The organism is Nitrosophilus alvini (assembly GCF_015100395.1).
GTDB lineage: Bacteria > Campylobacterota > Campylobacteria > Campylobacterales > Nitratiruptoraceae > Nitrosophilus > Nitrosophilus alvini.
Map to the genome: position 1 here is coordinate 221,004 of NZ_AP022847.1, position 17,509 is coordinate 238,512.

Sequence of the window (17,509 nt, forward strand, 5' to 3'; positions counted from 1 at the left end):
TCCTTTTACAATCTTCTATCTATTAAATTTTTATCTAAAACACCTTTTAGATCATATACTACAGTGTTAGTTTTTAGTTTTTGGTTTTTAGTTTTTAGTTCTTTGTTTAGATTTTTAAATTCGTTATGAGCTACTGCTAATACGATTGCGTCGTAATTTTTTAAGGTTAAAGGTTGAAGGTTGAAAGCTGAAGGAAGTAGTTCAATCCCATACTCTTTTTTTACTTCTTCAGGATCGGCCCAGGGATCATAGACATCAACGTTGCAGCCAAATTCTTTTAATTCGTCAATAACGTCAATTACCCTACTGTTTCTGATATCCGGGCAGTTTTCTTTGAATGTGACTCCTAATACTAAAACCTTGCTTCCTCTGATAGTGTGTCCTTTGTGTATCATAAGTTTTACCACTTTATTGGCTACATATATACCCATATTATCATTAACACGCCTGCCTGATAGTATTATCTGAGGATGATAGCCGACCTCTTTTGCCTTGTAAGTCAGATAGTATGGATCGACTCCTATGCAGTGGCCGCCGACAAGACCCGGTCTGAAAGGTAAAAAGTTCCACTTCGTCCCTGCTGCTTCAAGGACATCTAGAGTATCAATGCCCAGTTTGTCAAAAATAAGTGCAAGTTCGTTTACAAAAGCGATGTTGATATCCCTTTGTGCATTCTCTATCACTTTTGCAGCTTCTGCCACTTTGATGGAAGGAGCCAAGTGGGTACCCGCCTCAATAATGCTTTTATAAAGAGCATCTATTTTTTTTGCAATTTCTGGTGTACTGCCGGAAGTTACTTTTTTTATGGTAGGGAGTGTATGTTTTTTGTCCCCGGGATTGATTCTTTCTGGACTGTATCCGCAATAAAAATCTTCATTAAATTTCAACCCGCTGACTTTTTCCAAAATTGGAACGCAGACTTCTTCTGTACAGCCGGGATATACGGTGGATTCATAAATAATGATATCTCCTTTTTTCAAAACCTCTCCGACAGTTTTGCTGGCTTTTTTCAGAGGGGTCAAATCGGGATTTTTATGAGAGTCTATAGGTGTAGGAACGGTAACTATATAGACATTCGCATTTTTTATATCTTCCGTTGAAGTTGTAAGTTTCAGGTTTGAAGTCTCAAGGACCGAGTTTAGTTCATCTTCGCCAACTTCCAAAGTAGAGTCGATACCTCTGTTTAGTTCCTCAATCCTTTTTTGATTTATATCGAAGCCGATTACTTTATATTTTTTTGCAAACTCTACAGCCAAAGGAAGCCCAACGTAGCCTAAACCTATGATTGCTAATTTCATATTTTATCCTTATAAAGTTCTCTTTGTAGTTCTTCATACTCTTTTTTCTTTATCTCTATGAAAACTTTCGTCAGTCTGATTTTCTCTTCCAAGCCTTTTTTTGTCAGAAGGTATCTGTAGCCTTTTTTGTTGTTGCTTTTTATGAAGCGTTTGGTTTTGACCAGGCCTTTTTTGACGAGCTCTTTTATGATGTAGTTTGTTTTTCCCACACTGCAGCCCAGAGACTGGGCCAGTGATTTTTGATCGGGGATATTTTCTATTTCTCTAAGGATAGATAGACTGAGTTCCTGTTCATATTTTTCTTTAAATGCCATTTGCCCTCGATTGGGAATTTAAGATTCAAATTTTGAATAAATAGTATAGTTATATTTATATGACAGAAAGCTTAAATAATCAGAATACTATCAGCGGAACAAACGCAAATCCGTAATGTTCCTCTTTTTCTATTTCGGATTCTGAGATTTTGTCTATTTTATAGATAGACTCCAATATGGGAATAACCATCCTACCGCCAGTTTTGAGTTGATCTACAAGAGTTTCAGGCAGTGAGGCGGCAGAAGCGGAGACGAGTATTTTATCAAATTTTTCTCCCGGTATTCCGAGAGTTTCGGCTTCTTCGATACGAGCGTTTTTGAAGTTGTATTTTGAGAGATTTTTTTGACCGAATTCCACAAGCTCGGGAAATCTTTCTAGCCCAATGACTTCTCCCTTATCTTTGACTATAAAAGCCAGAAGAGCTGTAGTCCATCCCGATCCGGAACCGATATCCAGGATTTTGTCCCCTTTTTCTGGCTGCAGAAGCTCCAGCATAAAAGCTACGGTAAAGGGTTGAGAAATGGTCTGGCCATGTCCTATGGGAAGAGGATAGTCATCATATGCAGCGTCAAGATATTTTTTGGGAACAAAATCTTTTCTGTCGATATTTTTGAATGCTTCTATGATCTCTTGCGTTTTCAGGACACCGCAGTCGATCAGATGCTCTACAAGTTTTTTGTTGCTTTTCATCAGTAGCCGCATTGCTCCTTATTTTCATAGATATCTTTTAAAAGAGTATCGGTGTTAAAAGATTTTAGTTCATCATTTATGCCAAAAATATACGGAATCACTTCCAGAAATACATAGGTTATGTGTAGCATGGGCATAAATATAACAAGTTCTATGGCAAAAACTTTGGGCGAGTGCCATTTTTTTATCCACTGATATGCGCTTTTTGCTCCGTTCATCGCAAGAAGCGATTCAAATGAGAAAACAAATCCCCACACTATATAAGTTAGCAGGGCACCGTAAAAATCAGATCTATAAAAAAATCCATTTTCATCCCCTTTTAATCAATTATAACACTAATTTTATTTATAATAGAACATATGAACTGTTATAAGGTTCTTGGCTGAAAGCTAAAAATAAGGAAAGAACATGGCAAAGGTTATAAGTTATGGTGCTGCAGGAACGGTGACGGGTTCGTGCCATCTTCTTGAAATAGACAATATACACATATTGATAGATTGCGGAATGTTTCAAGGGGAAGTTGAAGAGAAAAATTATGAAAAATTCGGCTTTAATCCCAAGAGAGTGGATTTTGTCGTCTTGACACATGCTCACCTGGATCATATAGGAAGATTGCCCAAGCTTTTTAAAGAGGGATTTTCCGGAGTTGTAATCGCTACAAAAGCTACTTTTGACCTTGCCAAAATTCTTCTACTTGACAGTGCCAAAGTTATGAGCGAAGAGTATGAAACAATATATAGAAAGGCTCTTAGACGAGGAGAAGCCGACAGGGTGAGAAAGCCTATCTATGATGAAAAAGATGTCAGAGATATGTTCAGGAAGATGAAAAAAAGAGTAGCCAAATATCACAGGCCCGTTAAGCTGCCAAAATCGATAGAACTGCTTTTCCAAAATGCGGGACATATACTGGGTTCATCTTTTGTTACCATAAAATATAAAGAGTTTAAAACAGTAAGAAAAGTTGTTTTTTCCGGTGACCTTGGAGACCGCAGCTCTTTGGTCATAAAGCCGGTAGAGTATCCCGAAAAGGCTGACAATCTTTTTATAGAATCTACTTACGGCGACAGGAACCATAGGCCTTTAAATGAAAGTATAATAGAATTTAAAGAGGCGGTTGTTTCGACTCTGCTGGTGGATGGAAATGTTTTGATTCCCTCTTTTGCAGTAGAGAGATCACAGGAAATTTTGTGCATATTAAAAGATATGTATAATAGTGGCGAACTGCCTGAGTGTCAGGTCTTTCTTGACAGTCCTCTTGCCATAAAAGCTACGAATATATACACAAATTATCCCGAAGAGCTTGGACCAAAATGTAACTACTATCTCAAAAGAGACGGAAATATATTCAGATTTCCCTATCTACAGTTTGCACAGACTCCCAATCAGTCAAGAAAAATAAATTCTGTCGAAAGCAGAGCCATCATAATAGCCGGAAGCGGAATGTGCAATGGCGGAAGAATTCTTCACCATATGAAGCACAGGCTCTGGAATCCTAAAAACTCTCTAATATTTGTAGGATATCAGGTGCATGGAACGCTTGGCAGAAGAATAATAGAGGGTACAAAAATGATAGAGATATATGGCGAAAAGATAAAAGTCGCTTCAAAAGTCTATACGATAAACGGTTTTTCCGCCCATGCAGACCAGAACGAATTGATAGAGTGGATAGAAAGTTTCAAAAGACTCGGGCATATTTTTCTTATACATGGCGAAAAAGAGAAACAGGAAATTTTTAAAAAAGCAATTGAAAAAAGACTTCATGCCAAAGCACATATAGTCAATGAAAAAGAGGTCATATATCTATGATAAAATCTTGGCTTTTTGCTGTTTGTGCAGTTTTCCTTCTATGGGGGTGTGCCGCTAAAATGCCGCAACAGGTAAAAAGCTCTCTGATAGTTATGAAAACACCCAAGCTTAGATTTGCTGATACCGGTTTTGTAAAGAAGTATAAAAATAGAGTAGAAGTGGAAATCTACTCTGCAGGAAGCGCGCTTTTGGGCCTGAGTATATCAAACAGGGTATGCACTGATGAGGGATGTATGAGTAAAAAGGAGTTTAACAAAAAATATCTCTCAGCTCACTATCCTCCCGATTTGTTGAAAAACGTTTTTCTTGGAAGACCGATCTTCAAAGCTGAAAATATCTTTAAATCAGAAGATGGGTTTGAGCAGCATATATACAAAAAAAACAGTTTTGATATAATCTACCGCGTGAAAAAAGGCGAGATATATTTTAAAGATAGAATAAACCGGATTTTGATAAAGGTTAAAGATATATAAGTGTGAGTGTTAGTGTGAGTGTTGGTGCTTGAAAGGGGAATATTTTGAGAAGTGTTGAAGAGTTGGAAGTTTGCAAAAAAGGAACATTTTGAAAAACAGTGAAAAATCAAACAAATACGTAGGAGCCCATGTGAGTGCAAGCGGGGGTGTTTTCAATGCTCCTGTCAATGCAAAAAATATCGGTGCAAAAGCGTTTGCACTTTTTACAAAAAACCAAAGACAGTGGATGGCGAAACCTCTTGATACAAAAACGATAGATGAGTTTTTAAAAAATCTAGAAGAGTCTCGAATCGATCCGAAGCAGATACTGTCCCATGACAGCTACCTAATAAATCTGGGTCATCCCGAAGAGGATAAGCGGCAAAAGAGTCTGGATGCTTTTATCGATGAGGTGAAAAGATGTGAACTTTTGAGTCTAGATAAACTCAATTTTCATCCCGGAAGCCATCTAAAAAAGATAAGCGAAGAGCAGTGTCTGGACCTCATAGCCGATTCAATAAACAGGACGCTTGATGTGACCGAGGGCGTAACTCTTGTCATTGAAAATACTGCCGGGCAGGGGAGCAATCTTGGATACAGATTTGAACATCTGGCGTATCTTATAGACAAAACGGAGGATAAGAGCCGCATAGGCGTGTGTCTTGATACATGCCATATGTTTACCGCCGGCTATGATATCAGAGATAAAGAGTCATATGAAAAAACGATGAAAGAGTTTGATGAAATCGTTGGGTTTGAATATCTAAGAGGTATGCATATAAATGATTCGAAAGCGAAATTTGCAAGCAGGGTTGACAGACATCACTCCATAGGAGAAGGCGAAATAGGCCTTGAAGCATTCAGGCTTATAATGAACGACGGAAGGCTTGATAACATACCGTTGATTTTGGAGACAATAGATGATAGTATATGGGATAAAGAGATAGAGCTTCTATATAGTTTTAAAAATAGATAGAATCGACTTGGCAATTGAATTGAAAATATGCTTTTGCAAATAATTAAAAAAGATAGGACAAAGGAGATAAGTGAACTATCTGATAGATTTCATAAAAACAGAGGACATAAAAAAAACGAAAATTTTTCCTCAGCTTAAATGCAGCGAAGAGGAAGCAAAACTTTTGCGTGAGCTTGCAAAAAGGTATATCAATGCACAGGAGGAGGTTCTTGTATCGGACCTTCTTCTCGATATCTACGGAGGGAAAGATTTTGAGCATCTGCACAAGCTTCCCATTATAAAAAATCTGCTTGAACTCGGGTGGATAGTTCAGGGAAGTTTCGGCAGTTTCAAGACAAACGAACATACCACACTGGAACTTCTTCATACTCACATAACACTGAGTGTACCCTTTTTGAAACTTGTCGAAGAAGGCAATCTCGACCTTGTTCTTCCTGAGATCAAACCGTACACGGATCATCTGGAATATCTGCAGGACCAGTTTTTCAGAATAGATCTGTATCAGAAGCTCAGTGCAACAAAGCAGAATTTCAATCTCGACTCCCCAAGTATTCACAGACTCAGAAACAAACTCAAACTCCTTGAAAAGAGGATAGAAGAGAGGCTCAAAGTTACCGAGCAAGATATTGAAGTGGAGAAATTTTTCAAAGAGTACGACCTCAATGAAAAAGAGCAAATCATTTTTTTGGCACTTTTAAAAGAAGAATATGCCGGAACAGACGGGAATCTTAGAGAGATGAATACTCTTATAGACCTGATAAGTTTTGATGAATACGAAAGAATTGAAAACAGGGCTATGCTTGAAGAGGGAGCAAAACTTATAGAAGAGAGGCTTATAGACTATGATGAGATGCTCACACCTTTTGGAGGCATAAGCAGATCTTTTTTTATAGTCGAAGACATACTTCAAAGAATTATACATCCGCAGAAAAAGAAAAAGAGCAAAAAGCTGAAACTCGATATGCTGATAAAAGAGCAGGATATTTTTGAACTGATTGAGCCCAAAACGACGCTTGACGATGTGGTGCTTCATCCAGAAACAAGAAAGACACTCAACAATCTTTTGAAACAGATGGACAGAACAGTTTCAAACAGACTTAAAGAGTGGGGTATAAAGCCGAAGAAGAAAGGAATAGATGCCAGGATCATCCTTTACGGACCTCCAGGGACCGGAAAAACGATGACGGCTCTTTCTCTTGCCAAGTCGCTGAGAAAACCGGTTCTCAGTTTTGACTGCTCTAAAATACTTTCAATGTATGTTGGTGAGAGTGAAAAAAATGTAAGAAAAATTTTTGATACATACAATGAACTAAGTTCAAAAGCGAAAACCGAACCGGTTTTACTCCTTAACGAAGCGGATCAGTTTCTCTCAAGCAGGACAAGCAGTCCCGGAAGCAGTGCCGACAAAATGCACAACCAGATGCAAAACATCTTTTTGGAACAGATAGAGAAATTTGAAGGGGTGCTTATCGCCACGACAAATCTGCTTGAAACTATAGATCAGGCATTTTCGAGAAGATTTAACTACAAAATAGAGTTCAAAAAACCAAGTTTCAAAGAAAGAGTTGAGTTATGGAAAAAAATGCTTCCTAAAAATGCACCTTATGAAGAGGGATTTGATATAGAAAAGCTGGCGAGTTACGATCTTACAGGAGGACAGATAAACCTTGTTATAAAAAATACCGCCTACAGGGTCGCAGCTAGCGAAAGTCCTATATTCAGGGTGGAAGATTTCGTAACAGAAATCAAAAAAGAGAAAGCATCAACCTTTGGTGATGAAAAATCTATGGGATTTATAAGTTAGAACAATTTGAAAGACTGTTTCTATAAGAAACAAATAAATGATAAAGTTAACAAATTTACTCATCTTAAATTGATTTCAATCTTTTTCTGTTATAGTTGCATTTAGAATCTAAAAGTGTGTCGGTAGCAATTTTGTTACTTGATCCAAAGGAGATGTTGATGTTGACTCATATGGATGTTGCACATCCCTATTTTGGTGCATTTTTGCTGTTTGTTATTACAATAGTAGCTTTTACGGCAACTACAACAGCAGCAAGGTTTGTGAGCAGAAAGCTTGCAAAACTGGATACGGAAAAACTGAAACTCACTATCTATGAGTGCGGTCCTGAAGTTACAAAACAGCCCAACAGGATATCTGTGCAGTTCTATCTTTTTGCGCTTCTGTTTATTCTTTTTGATGTTGAGATAATTTTTATGTTTCCATGGGCCATAGACTTTAAAGTACTCGGATGGTTTGGGTTTGCAGAGATGATACTTTTTATACTTTTACTTGCAATCGGATTCATATACGCATGGAGGAAAGGAGCACTAGAATGGCACAGCATCAGGTAAATTATGCTGCAAGCGGCGGTCTTCCCGTTGCACTTACAACTGTAGACAAACTTGTAAACTGGGGAAGAAGCAACTCTCTTTGGGCGCTTACATACGGGCTTGCTTGCTGCGCGATAGAGATGATGGCAAGCGGGGCGAGCAGATATGACTTCGACAGATTCGGTGTTATATTCAGAGCGAGTCCGAGACAGTCTGATGTTATGATAGTTGCAGGTACACTTACCAAAAAGCATGCCGAATTTATCAGAAGGCTGTATGACCAGATGACTGAGCCCAAATGGGTTATATCTATGGGAAGCTGCGCCAATACAGGCGGTATGTTCAACACATACGCGACAGTTCAGGGAGTCGACAGAGTAATACCTGTTGACCTGTATCTGCCAGGATGTGCTCCAAGACCCGAGACTCTTCAATATGCTGTTATGCTGCTTCAGAAAAAGATAAGAAAAGAGTCAATTTTTAAAAGTCAAAAACCAAAAAGGTTGGTATGATGAGACCATATAAACCAAAAGACAACGTACAGGCAAAAGCCTACTATACCGACAGATTCTGGGTTGCTCCCAAAATACCGGAAGAAGATGTGCAAAATGATGAGGTATATGCCGAGGATCTGAAAAAACTTGAAGAGAATTTTGAAATAAAAAAAGCATATATTCAAAGAGGGCAGTTGGTGGTTTGCATTGCTCCTGAGATAAACAAAGAGGTAGTAAAGTTTTTCAAAGATGAGCTTGAATACGATTTTTTGTCGGAGCTAAGCGCAATAGACTATCTGGCCCAAGACGGTGAATTTGAAATTTTTTATCAGATGCTCTCCACATCAAAAAGAAAGAGAGCAAGAATCAAATGCAGAATAAAAGAGAACCAGGCTATAGAGAGTGTTGAGAGTGTGTTTAGAAGCGCCAACTGGAGTGAGCGGGAAATGTACGATATGTTCGGTGTAAAAGTAAATAATCATCCGTATATGAAGAGAATTCTTATGCCGGACGACTGGAGTGGACATCCTCTCAGAAAAACATATCCTCTTCACGGCGACGAAGCTGCCCAGTGGTATGAGGTGGACAAAATATTTGGAAAAGAGTACAGAGAAATCATAGGGCCTGAGATAAGAGATGCGGCATTTGTAGACAGGTATGATACTGAAAGATTTGCAAGGCTCGGACATGAAGTGCCAAGAGGTGCACCGGTTGATTATAAAGAACAGGGAAATCCTGATGTATTCAATGATGATGCACCGCTTGTAGAAACATTCGATATGAAAAAATCAAAAATAGTCAACAGAGACAGATAGGGGCCGGAATATGCAGCAAAGAAACAGACTACAACCATTTTTCGAAAACCTTGTATTTGAAAGAGACGATACAAATATGATCGTCAACTTCGGTCCGCAGCATCCATCTGCCCACGGACAGCTCAGACTTATACTCGAACTTGACGGAGAGCAGGTGGTAAAAGCAGTACCGGATATCGGATACCTCCATAGAGGTATGGAGAAGATGGGCGAAAACATGATATATAACGAGTTTTTGCCCACTACAGACAGAATGGACTATATTGCGGCAACATCAAACAACTATGCATTCGCTTTTGCAGTTGAGAGACTTCTTGGGATAGAAGATAAAGTTCCTAGACGTGCTAAAGTGATAAGAACGATGCTTCTTGAGCTCAACAGAATTATCTCGCACCTGTTCTGGCTTGCAACCCATGCACTTGACGTAGGCGCTATGAGTGTTTTCCTGTACTGTTTCAGAGAGCGCGAATATGCAATGGACCTTATGGAAGAGTACTGCGGCGCAAGACTTACGCACAGTGCAGTCAGGATAGGAGGAGTTCCACTGGATCTTCCTGCAGGCTGGATAGAAAGACTCAGCGCTTTCATAGCCAAGCTTCCAAAAGATATAGAGGATTATGAAGGGCTTTTAGATACGAACAGAATCTGGAGAATGAGGCTTGAAAATGTGGGTGTAGTACCGCCTGAGATGGCGAAAAGCTGGGGATGCTCCGGTATTATGCTAAGAGGAAGCGGAATAGAGTGGGATATAAGAAAAGAGGAACCTTACGAGCTGTATGATGAGCTTGATTTTGATATTCCGGTGTCTGACAGATGTGACAGTTACGGAAGGTACAAACTTTATATGGAAGAGATGAGACAAAGTGTCAGAATTCTTCAACAGCTTATTCCAATGTATAAAGATACATCACCTGAAATTATGGCCCATGTTCCGGAATATATATCTGCACCAAAAGAGCAGATAATGACCCAGAACTATTCGCTTATGCAACATTTTGTCCTTGTGACTCAGGGTATGAGGCCTCCTGTGGGCGAAGTTTATGTACCTACCGAGTCGCCGAAAGGGGAACTCGGTTTCTTTATCAGAAGCGAAGGCGAACCGTATCCTTACAGACTGAAAATCAGAGCTCCAAGCTTCTGGCATACGGGAATTTTACAAGACCTTCTGCCGGGACACTATCTGGCGGACGTTGTAACTATAATAGGAAGTACAAATATAGTTTTCGGTGAAATTGACAGATAAGGCTGAAGGTAGAAGGCTGAAGGTAGAAGAAACAGTCCTCCTTCATCCTTCGTCCTTCACCCTTCAACCTTATTAAAAGGAAGAAGATGGTTAGATACGATTTGAGACATTTGCATGATAATTTTTATGACAGGATGTTGGAGCTTTTGGAAAAAGAGGTAAAACCAGAAGAGGTTGCTATATTTCTTTTTGAAATTGGAGATTTTTCTCCTATCCAGAAAAGTGCAGATCTTATAAAAGAGGCCGGCCATGAGCTCTTGAACTCTTTGAAGTTCAATGAAGTGGACTGGACTATAGTTGTAAGAAGGAAGAAATAGTGAGCAGAGTCTATTTTTCCTGCTGGCGGGATGAATTTATAGACAACCGCGGTAAACCGGCCGATGAGTGGACAGAATCATCTTTCAATTTTCCGGAGCATTACAACGTTGACAAAAAATCCAAAGCGTTCATAGGATGGGACGGTTTTGCTATCTTTGAAGAAGGTGTCGATGTAGTAAGACTAGCTACCGAATATGCCGCACAATATCAGGAATATTCTGAAGCCTGCGGAAGATGTGCGCCGGGTAGATGGGGCGGCAGGATACTATATGATCTTTTTGACAAAATAGCCAGAGGAGAGGGAGAGGTAAGTGATCTTGAACATCTAAAAGAGGTTTCCAGAACCATGATGGAAACGAGTAAATGTGAAATCGGTAGAACAGTACCGAAACCTCTTTTGGATATTATGAAGTATTTTCAAGATGAAATTTTGGAACTTATAAACGATAAAAAGCCCTCACCTGATTATGACAAGAAATGCGACTATATAGCAAAAGTTACAGCACCCTGCATGGATGCCTGTCCTTCACATGTGGATATTCCGGCATATATCGAGGGTGTAAGAGACCTCAGATTTGACGACTCTTTGCAGGCTACAAGAAAAACCATGCCTCTGGCACATACCTGCGGCAGAGTCTGTCCACACCCTTGCGAAGACGCGTGCAGAAGAACGAATCTTGACGAGCCAATATCGATTATGGAGCTCAAAAGACTCGGAGCCGATTTTGAGGATGACCACGGTCTTTACTGGCTTCATCCCAAAAAACAGAAACCTTTGACCGATAAAAAAGTTGCTATTATCGGAGCCGGCCCCGCAGGACTTGCAGGAGCCTATTATCTTGCTTTGGAAGGTATAAGGTGTGATATTTTTGAAGAGCTTCCGGTTCTTGGCGGCGAAGTGGCTGTGGGGGTTCCCGAGTACAGAATGCCGGTAGAGAAATACAATAAAGATATAGAAGCTGTAAAAAGCCTTGATGGTGTAAATATATATACAAATACAAGAGTTGATGCGGATATGATGAGAAAGTTTGAAAAAGAGTATGACGCTATTCTCATCGCAACCGGTACTAGAATATCCAAAAAAGTGAGAGCAAAAAACGAAAGAGAAGAGATAAAGGGCTACTGGCCGGCTATCAAATTTCTTGATGAGATAAATCTATATGTAAAATATGGCATAGGTGAACCTGTTGATCTCACCGGTAAAACGGTTGTCTGCGTGGGAGGCGGATTTACCTCTATGGACGTTGTAAGGTGTTCTGTCAGAGCAAATGCCAAAAAAGTAATTATGCTTTATAGAAGAGATGAAGCTACAATTATAAGAAACACCACATACGAAGAGTATCATGAAGCGGTAGAAGAGGGTGTTGAGTTTATCTTTTATTCCGCAGTCGAAGAGATAATTACAGATGAAAACGATCAGCTAAAAAAACTTAAAATCAATAGATTCGAACTTGTTCCCGATCCTAACGGAGGAAGACCGCAGCTCGTAAAAATCGAAGGTGCGGATTTTGAGATAGAGTGCGACTATCTTATACCTGCAGTAAGCCAGAGTGCAGACCTTTCGCATCTGCCAGAGGAGTGGGAGATAGAGCTTACAAGCTGGGGAACAATAAAAACGGACGGCAAAACCTATATGTCCAGTAGAAAAGGAGTATTTGCCGCGGGAGATTGCGAATACGGGCCTATGACTATTGTAAATGCCGTAGGACAGGCGAAAAGAGCCGCATCGGTAATGGCAAGATATGTACTAACCGGTGAGGTGACTTTGACAGATGAAGAGATAATGGAAGATCATTTAAGAGCGCTCAAAGTCTATGACAAGAAAGAGAAGATCAAAGGATGGCTTCCGGGACTTCCAAGGGCTGTGAGTGAGAAGCTAACTGTAGAAGAGAGAAAAGATAATAACAAAGAGGTAAATTTGGGGCTTACTCAGGAGCAGGCAATCGCTGAAGCCGAACGATGTATGAGATGTTACTATATAGCTATGGTCGCTGTATAAAGGCAGGAAATGATTAAATTTTATATAGACGGAAAAGAAGTCACTGCTAATAAAAACGAAACTATTTTGGAAGCAGCAAGAAGAGAGGGTATATATATTCCCACAATGTGCTATCTTCCCAAAGTAAAACCTATAGCATCATGCAGACTCTGTGTGGTGGAAGTGGAAGGAGTAGAGGGGTTTGTTCTAAGTTGTCAGACACCACCTACTACAGGTATAAAAGTAAAAACGAACTCCAAAGAGCTTTATTCACACAGACAGAATATAATGAAACTGTATGATGTGAACCATCCACTGGAATGCGGAGTTTGTGACAAGAGCGGGAATTGTGATCTGCAGAATAAAACTCTGGAATTCGGGGTTGACACTCAGGATTTCAGTGCAAAAGATCAGCCCAGAATCATTAAAGACTGGAAATTTATACAATACGATCCTTCCCTTTGTATTCTATGCGAAAAGTGTGTTCATACATGTAACGAAGTGATCGGTGATGATGCGATAGAGATAGAGTTTGGAGGATATAAATCTCATATTGTTGTTAAAGAGGGCGAGACGCTCGATTGTACTTTCTGCGGCGAATGTATTGCGGTATGTCCGGTCGGTGCTATGATTAGCCAGGATTTCAAATACAGTGCAAATGCATGGGAGTTGACAAAAATCCCGGCATCCTGTGCCCACTGCAGTGCAGCATGTCATCTGTACTATGAAACCAAACATGAAGGCTGTTTTGATAAAAACTCTCCTGCTATATACAGAGTGACAAATGATTACGAATTTACAAATCTGTGCGGGGCTGGTAGATTTGGCTACGATTTTGAAAACAGAGCCCAAAAGGATGAAAAGGCTTTTGGCGATGCGATAGAGGCGTTCAAAAAAGCGGACACTATAAGATTTTCAAGCTATATAACAAACGAAGAGGCTTTGATACTTCAAAAACTCAAAGAAAAATTCGGATATAGACTCGTAAACGAAGAGGCTAAAAAATATAGAGATTTTCTTAGTGAATTTTCAAAAACAAGCGGCTCAAGCCTTTATAGCGGATCGCTTGAAGATATTAAAAGAAGCGACTATATCATAATTTTCGGAACAAGGATAGCTACAGACAATCCGGCTGTCAGATATGCCGTTACAGTCGCCTCCCGAAAACAGAGCAGCGAAGTTGTATATATGCATCCTATGGAGGACGAGCTTCTTAAAAACGTAGTAACAAAATTTGTCAAATACGAAGTGGGAACAGAAGAGGGCGTCATGGCCCTTGTTGCAGATGCGTTTATAGATGAAGATGCCAAAAACAGCATAGATAAAGAGTGGTTTGATGCTTTGGATATCGGTTACATAAGTGCAGAGTCAAATGTTGGCGAAGAAGAGATAGAAGAGATACTCAAAAAGTTTAATAGAAAAAGAAGACTTCATAGGAAAAACTTTACATTTGTAATCGGCGAGGATCTCTACACTCATCCGAGGGCTGGGAATATAGCGAGACTTGCGGGTTTGATAGAGAGGTATACAGATTTTAAAGTGGTATTGGTTCCTCCGAAGACGAACAGTTTGGGAGTATCTTTGATATGCGATCTAGATGATGAGGCCGGAGAGTACGTGATAGGATACAACGCTCCGGGAGACTTTGTACTGAGCGCTCTTGGAGAGGGTGATTTGGATATGCCTGCACTGAACCAGCAAGAAGGCACCTTTACAAATATAGACAAAAGAGTCGTACCGACAAACGTTGCTCTTCCATATGAGGGGTATGTACTGAACGATATAGCCAGAGCGCTAGGAGTAAGTGATAAAGAGTATACGGTAGAGTTTACAAAAGAGCTACCTGAAGAGAAGGGATATAAGAGAGTAGATTTTGATTCTTTGCCGAACCATTATACAAATGCGGGCGAAGAGGTGAGAGGATATGTGATAGAGCCGAAACTTACGGAAGCTGAAAGTAAAATCGAAGAGATAGAGGAGCTACCGGAGTTTAACGGCACAATTATATACAGATGTGAGCCTGTACTGCAGTTCAGTCCTTTTACCAACAAAGCGCATCAGCTGAGTAGTACAGGTGAGCTTACAGGTTCGAAACAGTTTGCAATAGCTGCAAAACTGCAAGATGGCGACAAAGTGATCATAAGAAGCAGAAACGGTGAAATGCAAAGAGTGTTTAGAATCGATACAGACCTCAAAGGTACGGTTGCTCTATGCCCAACCTTTGATATTGACTTAAGTTATTTTTATGTACTATCGGATTACCGTTATGAAGCTGTAAAAATAGAAAAAGTGGGCGAGCTATGAGTGAAAAAATAAAAATTACTATTGACGGAAAAGAGTGCGAAGCTACGGCCGGTGAGTATGTTCTTAACATTGCGCGTGCCAATGATATATTCATACCTGCTATATGCTATCTGACAAACTGTTCGCCAACGCTTGCGTGCAGGTTATGCCTTGTGGAAGCTGACGGAAAACAGGTATATGCCTGTAATGCCAAGGCAAAAGATGGTATGAATATCGTAACCGTTACGGAAAACATCATTGAAGAACGCCGCGCCATAATGGAAGTTTACGATGTAAACCATCCGCTCCAGTGCGGAGTTTGCGACCAGAGCGGCGAATGTGAGCTTCAAAACTACAATCTCGAAATAAAAGTCGACGAGCAGCATTATGCAATCAAAGATGTGCACAGACCCGCTAAAAACTGGAATTTTATAAAATATGATCCGGGTCTTTGCATCGTATGCGAAAGATGCGTTACAGTTTGTAAAGATATGATAGGCGATGCAGCTTTGAAAACTGTTCCCAGAGGCGGAGATAAGCTTCCAAAAGAGCTTAAAGATGAGATGCCTAAAGATGCTTATGCTATGTGGAACAAACTGCAAAAGTCTCTTATCGGAGCGGTTGCGGGAGAAGAGCTCGACTGTACCTGGTGCGGAGAGTGTATATCGGTATGTCCTGTTGGAGCACTTGTAAGCAGCGACTTCCAATATACTTCAAACGCATGGGAACTTAAATCAACGCCTGCTTCATGCGCCCACTGCAGCGCCGCATGCCATCTCTATTACGATATAAAACACACTTCTATTGACAATCCTGAACCGAAAATATACAGAGTAAAAAATGAGTGGAACTATGTCTCTTTGTGCGGGGCTGGGAGATTTGGCTACGATTTTGAAAACAGAGCCCAAAAGGATGAAAAGGCTTTTGCCGATGCGATAGAGGCGTTCAAAAAAGCGGATACTATAAGATTTTCAAGCTATATAACAAACGAAGAGGCTTTGATACTTCAAAAGCTCAAAGAAAAATTCGGATATAGACTCGTAAACGAAGAGGCTAAAAAATATAGAGATTTTCTTAGTGAATTTTCAAAAACAAGCGGCTCTAGCCTTTATGGCGGTGACCTGAAGTCAGTTCATAATGCAAACTTTGTCATCTCGGTCGGTACGGCTTTGAAAAGCGACAATCCAAGAGCAAGATTTGCCTTCAACAACTCAGTGAAAATGAATAAGGGTGCCGGTCTTTATTTTCATCCGGTAAAGGACCCTGTTATCGAGGGAATTGGCAAAAATGTTATGGCTATAGCCCATAAGCCCTTAAAAGAAGAGGCTGTTATGTATCTGCTTCTTGATCTCTTTGCCGATAAAGAGAAGCTTCCAGAAACCACTGCAAAATATCTTGAAAGCTTTCATTCAATCGTAAAAAAAGAGATAGAAGAGACGATAAAAGAGAAGGTGAAAGAAAAAGTTGTCAAGAAGATAAAAGATGAAGAGACCGGTGAAGAGAGAGAAGAGGAAGTTGAGGTTGAAAAACTTGTTCCAAAAAAAGTGAAAAAAGAGATAGAAGTAGATCACAACGCGCTTCTTGATATGGTAGATGCTTCTGAAGACTTTATGGAAAAACTTCAGAAAATGCTTGCAAAAAAAGACAGTTTTGCACTGATCCTCGGCGAGGATCTCTACACTCATCCGAGGGCTGGGAATATAGCGAGACTTGCGGGTTTGATAGAGAGGTATACAGATTTTAAAGTGGTATTGGTTCCTCCGAAGACGAACAGTCTGGGCGTATCTTTGATATGCGATCTAGATAATGAGGCCGGAGAGTACGTGATAGGGTACAACGCTCCGGGAGACTTTATACTGAGCGCTCTTGGAGAGGGTGATTTGGATATGCCTGCACTGAATCAGCAGGAGGGCACCTTTACAAATATAGACAAAAGAGTCGTACCGACAAACGTTGCTCTTCCATATGAGGGGTATGTACTGAACGATATAGCCAGAGCGCTAGGAGTAAGTGATAAAGAGTATACAGTAGAGTTTACAAAAGAGCTACCTGAAGAGAAGGGATATAAGAGAGTAGATTTTGATTCTTTGCCGAACCATTATACAAATGCGGGCGAAGAGGTGAGAGGATATGTGATAGAGCCGAAACTTACGGAAGCTGAAACCAAAATCGAAGAGATAGAGGAGCTACCGGAGTTTAACGGCACAATTATATACAGATGTGAGCCTGTTTTGCAGTTCAGTCCTTTTACCAACAAAGCGCATCAGCTGAGTGAACAGGGCGGACTATATGCCTCCAGGGCGTTTCTCGAAGAGCATGGGCTTGAGCCCGGTGACAAGGTTGAAGTAGCAGGAAAAGAGTGCGAAGTTACCGTTATGGTAAAGCTTGATGATAAGATTGACGGAAACATCGCATATCTTTCTACATTTGACAAAAACATAGATGTTGAAAAGCTTTTTGCTGCCGGGTACAGGTTTGCAGAAGCAAATATAAAAAAGGTGTAAGCT

The 17,509-nt window shown here is 40.2% G+C and carries 16 protein-coding genes; 12 read left to right on the plus strand and 4 right to left on the minus strand.

The genetic code is table 11. From position 1 onward, the window contains the following. Window positions 1–5: 5 nt before the first annotated feature. The 4 genes from tviB to EPR_RS01320 all read right to left on the minus strand — a co-directional run bounded on the left by tviB (window position 6) and on the right by EPR_RS01320 (window position 2,560). Window positions 6–1,298: a Vi polysaccharide biosynthesis UDP-N-acetylglucosamine C-6 dehydrogenase TviB gene (tviB, locus tag EPR_RS01305; protein WP_200763297.1), complete on the minus strand. Its 1,293-nt coding sequence runs from the start codon at window positions 1,296–1,298 to the stop codon at window positions 6–8. Then, on the minus strand, window positions 1,295–1,612 hold the full coding sequence (locus tag EPR_RS01310; RefSeq protein WP_200763299.1) for a MarR family EPS-associated transcriptional regulator: 318 nt from the start codon (window positions 1,610–1,612) through the stop codon (window positions 1,295–1,297). Before EPR_RS01310 ends, tviB begins: the two co-directional genes overlap by 4 nt. A 79-nt stretch (window positions 1,613–1,691) precedes the next feature. Beyond that, window positions 1,692–2,303, minus strand: coding sequence for a protein-L-isoaspartate O-methyltransferase (pcm, locus tag EPR_RS01315; RefSeq protein WP_200763301.1), 612 nt, complete (start codon window positions 2,301–2,303; stop codon window positions 1,692–1,694). Further along, window positions 2,303–2,560, minus strand: coding sequence for a hypothetical protein (locus EPR_RS01320; protein ID WP_200763303.1), 258 nt, complete (start codon window positions 2,558–2,560; stop codon window positions 2,303–2,305). The genes pcm and EPR_RS01320 overlap by 1 nt, the downstream gene beginning before the upstream one ends. Window positions 2,561–2,711: 151 nt before the next feature. Here EPR_RS01320 and EPR_RS01325 point away from each other — a divergent pair, with 151 nt between their 5' ends. From EPR_RS01325 to EPR_RS01380, 12 genes are all read left to right on the plus strand, one after another. After that, window positions 2,712–4,109, plus strand: a complete 1,398-nt coding sequence (locus EPR_RS01325) for an MBL fold metallo-hydrolase RNA specificity domain-containing protein (protein ID WP_200763305.1) — start codon at window positions 2,712–2,714, stop codon at window positions 4,107–4,109. Next, window positions 4,106–4,582: a hypothetical protein gene (locus EPR_RS01330; RefSeq protein ID WP_200763307.1), complete on the plus strand. Its 477-nt coding sequence runs from the start codon at window positions 4,106–4,108 to the stop codon at window positions 4,580–4,582. The genes EPR_RS01325 and EPR_RS01330 overlap by 4 nt, the downstream gene beginning before the upstream one ends. An 88-nt stretch (window positions 4,583–4,670) precedes the next feature. Next, complete coding sequence (gene nfo / locus EPR_RS01335; RefSeq protein ID WP_200763309.1) at window positions 4,671–5,537, plus strand: deoxyribonuclease IV; 867 nt, start codon at window positions 4,671–4,673, stop codon at window positions 5,535–5,537. Window positions 5,538–5,607: 70 nt separating this feature from the next. After that, window positions 5,608–7,341 carry an ATP-binding protein gene (locus tag EPR_RS01340; protein WP_200763311.1) on the plus strand — a complete coding sequence of 578 codons (1,734 nt, stop codon included), beginning with the start codon at window positions 5,608–5,610 and terminating at the stop codon, window positions 7,339–7,341. Between the two features lie 152 nt (window positions 7,342–7,493). Further along, on the plus strand, window positions 7,494–7,892 hold the full coding sequence (locus tag EPR_RS01345) for an NAD(P)H-quinone oxidoreductase subunit 3 (protein WP_420827461.1): 399 nt from the start codon (window positions 7,494–7,496) through the stop codon (window positions 7,890–7,892). Continuing rightward, the gene (locus tag EPR_RS01350) at window positions 7,874–8,383 is read left to right on the plus strand and encodes a NuoB/complex I 20 kDa subunit family protein (protein WP_200763316.1); all 510 of its coding nucleotides are present in this window, start codon (window positions 7,874–7,876) and stop codon (window positions 8,381–8,383) included. The genes EPR_RS01345 and EPR_RS01350 overlap by 19 nt, the downstream gene beginning before the upstream one ends. Beyond that, on the plus strand, window positions 8,383–9,180 hold the full coding sequence (locus tag EPR_RS01355; RefSeq protein ID WP_200763318.1) for an NADH-quinone oxidoreductase subunit C: 798 nt from the start codon (window positions 8,383–8,385) through the stop codon (window positions 9,178–9,180). The genes EPR_RS01350 and EPR_RS01355 overlap by 1 nt, the downstream gene beginning before the upstream one ends. A gap of 10 nt (window positions 9,181–9,190) precedes the next feature. Then, window positions 9,191–10,423, plus strand: coding sequence for an NADH dehydrogenase (quinone) subunit D (nuoD, locus tag EPR_RS01360; protein WP_200763320.1), 1,233 nt, complete (start codon window positions 9,191–9,193; stop codon window positions 10,421–10,423). Window positions 10,424–10,509: 86 nt separating this feature from the next. Next, window positions 10,510–10,740 (plus strand): NADH-ubiquinone oxidoreductase subunit E family protein, encoded by a 231-nt coding sequence (locus EPR_RS01365; RefSeq protein ID WP_200763323.1) that lies wholly within the window; start codon window positions 10,510–10,512, stop codon window positions 10,738–10,740. Further along, on the plus strand, window positions 10,740–12,740 hold the full coding sequence (locus EPR_RS01370; RefSeq protein WP_200763325.1) for an FAD-dependent oxidoreductase: 2,001 nt from the start codon (window positions 10,740–10,742) through the stop codon (window positions 12,738–12,740). Before EPR_RS01365 ends, EPR_RS01370 begins: the two co-directional genes overlap by 1 nt. 9 nt (window positions 12,741–12,749) lie before the next feature. Beyond that, a complete protein-coding gene (locus tag EPR_RS01375) occupies window positions 12,750–15,023 on the plus strand; it encodes an NADH-quinone oxidoreductase subunit G (RefSeq protein WP_200763327.1) in 2,274 nt (757 codons plus the stop codon). Beyond that, window positions 15,020–17,506, plus strand: coding sequence for an NADH-quinone oxidoreductase subunit G (locus tag EPR_RS01380; RefSeq protein ID WP_200763329.1), 2,487 nt, complete (start codon window positions 15,020–15,022; stop codon window positions 17,504–17,506). Before EPR_RS01375 ends, EPR_RS01380 begins: the two co-directional genes overlap by 4 nt. The last annotated feature ends 3 nt before the right edge of the window (window positions 17,507–17,509 follow it).